Below are 2,637 nucleotides of genomic sequence, written 5' to 3' on the forward strand. Positions count from 1 at the left end.
CAACTACGTCACCTACGGGCTGGTGGCGCGCGAAGTCGAACGCATCGATTCCGGCTACCGCTCGATGATGAGCGTGCAGTCGTCGCTGGTCATGTATCCGATCCATGCCTACGGCTCGGAAGAGCAGCGCAAGAAGTACCTGCCGAAGCTCGCCTCCGGCGAATGGATCGGCTGCTTCGGCCTCACCGAGCCGGATGCCGGCTCCGATCCGGGCGGCATGAAGACACGGGCCGAGAAGACGGCGAACGGCTACAGGCTTTCCGGCTCCAAGATGTGGATTTCCAACGCGCCGATCGCCGACGTCTTCGTCGTCTGGGCAAAGTCGGCCGCGCATGACAACCAGATCCGCGGCTTCGTGCTGGAAAAGGGCCTGAAGGGGCTGTCGGCGCCGAAGATCGGCGGCAAGCTTTCGCTGCGAGCCTCAATCACCGGCGAGGTAGTGATGGAAGGCGTCGAGGTCGGCGAGGAGGCGCTGCTGCCCAATGTCTCGGGCCTGAAGGGACCCTTCGGCTGTCTCAATCGCGCGCGCTACGGCATCTCGTGGGGCGCCATGGGCGCGGCCGAGGATTGCTGGCACCGCGCGCGGCAGTACGGCCTCGACCGCAAGCAGTTCGGCAAGCCGCTCGCCGGCACACAGCTCTTCCAGAAGAAGCTCGCCGACATGCAGACCGAGATCGCGCTCGGCCTGCAGGGTTCGCTGCGCGTCGGCCGGCTGATGGACGAAGGCAAGATGGCGCCGGAGATGATTTCGATCGTCAAGCGCAACAATTGCGGCAAGGCGCTCGACATCGCCCGCCAGGCTCGCGACATGCATGGTGGCAACGGCATCCAGATCGGCTATCACGTGATGCGCCATGCCCAGAACCTGGAGACGGTCAACACCTATGAGGGCACGCATGACGTGCATGCGCTGATACTGGGTAGGGCGCAGACGGGGCTTCAGGCGTTTTTCTAAGCCGGCAACGCTGCTTAAATTAGGTGCAGCGCAACATCTCTGCTTGGAGAATGCCCAGCACTTATGTCAGGGTTCGGCGATTGAAACGCCGTTCCCCGGGGCACCATGGCAATTCTGGCAGCCGTCCACCACCTGACCCATTACAAATACGACCGGCCGGTCGTTCTCGGCCCTCAGGTGATCAGGCTGCAGCCGGCGCCGCATTCGCGCACCAAGGTGCTCAGCCATTCGCTGAAGGTCGAGCCGAAGAACCATTTCGTCAACCTGCAGCAGGACCCGTACGGCAACTTCCTCGCCCGCTTCGTCTTCCCGGAGCCGGTGACGGAACTGAAGATCCAAGTCGATCTCGTCGTAGATATGACGGTCTATAATCCGTTCGATTTCTTCGTCGAGGAATCAGCCGAGAATTTCCCGTTCGAGTACCCGGAAGAGATCAGGCAAGACCTCGCTATATACCGCACGCCCGAGCCGGCCGGCCCGTTGCTGTCGGCCTTCCTGAAAACCATCGACCGCAGTCCGACAAACACGGTCAACTTCCTGGTCGGCCTCAACGCGCGGCTGCAGCGCGAAATCGCTTATATCGTGCGCATGGAGACCGGCGTCTATTCGCCGGAGGAGACGCTGGCCGCCGGCAAAGGCTCGTGCCGAGATTCGAGCTGGCTGCTGGTGCAGATCCTGCGCAACCTCGGCATCGCAGCGCGTTTTGTCTCCGGTTACCTGATCCAGTTGAAGCCGGACCTCGTCTCGTTGGACGGACCGCCTGGAACCTCGGTCGATTTCACCGACCTGCACGCCTGGTGCGAAGTCTATATTCCGGGCGCCGGCTGGATCGGCTTCGACCCGACTTCCGGTTTGCTCACCGGCGAAAGCCATGTGCCGCTGGCGGCGACGCCGCATTTCCGCAATGCCGCGCCGATCTCCGGCATGGCGAGCTTCGCCAATGTCGATTTCGACTTCGACATGCGCGTCGATCGCATCGCCGAGCATCCGCGCATCACCAAGCCGTTCTCGGATGAAAGCTGGGAGGCGCTCGACGCCTTGGGCAACAAGGTCGACGCGGTTTTGCGGGAACAGGATGTGCGGCTCACCATGGGCGGCGAGCCGACCTTCGTGTCGATCGATGATTTCGAGGCTGCCGAATGGAATACGGCGGCCGTCGGGCCGACCAAGCGCGACAAGGCGGATCAGCTGATCCGCCGGCTGCGCGAGCGCTTCGCGCCGGGCGGTTTCCTCCACTACGGGCAAGGCAAGTGGTATCCGGGCGAGAGCCTGCCGCGCTGGACCTTCTCGCTCTTTTGGCGCACCGATGGCGAGCCGGTCTGGCGCGACCCGTCGCTGATCGCGCGCGAAACGAGCACCGTCTCTGTCGGGCCTGAGCAGGCCGCAAGCTTGCTCACGGCGATCGCCGCCGAGCTCGGCATCGACAAGGCGATGGTCGGCGAGGCCTATGAGGATCCGGCCGAATGGCTGCTCAAGGAAGGCAAGCTGCCGGATAATGTCGAACCGTCCAACTCGAAGCTGGAGGATCCGGAAGAGCGCAGCCGCATGGCACGTGTGTTCGAGCGCGGCCTGACCAAGCCGTCAGGCTATGTGCTGCCGGTGCAGCGCTGGAACAGCCAGGCCGCCGGGCAGCGCTGGCGTTCGGAAAAGTGGAAGACGCGGCGCGGCCGGCTGTTCCTGGT

Annotated in this window: 2 protein-coding genes; both read left to right on the forward strand. The window is 63.6% G+C overall.

What is annotated here, in order from left to right; translation table 11 throughout:
* Positions 1–955: acyl-CoA dehydrogenase (locus tag EOA75_RS31650; protein WP_164747708.1), on the forward strand; the 955-nt coding region annotated here is incomplete at its 5' end.
* Positions 956–1,060: 105 nt separating this feature from the next.
* Positions 1,061–2,637 (forward strand): transglutaminase family protein (locus EOA75_RS31655; RefSeq protein WP_164747709.1); only part of this gene is annotated, 1,577 nt, incomplete at its 3' end.

Origin of the sequence: Mesorhizobium sp. M1A.F.Ca.IN.022.07.1.1, assembly GCF_003997575.1 — a bacterium.
In the GTDB taxonomy this organism is placed as follows: Bacteria; Pseudomonadota; Alphaproteobacteria; order Rhizobiales; family Rhizobiaceae; genus Mesorhizobium.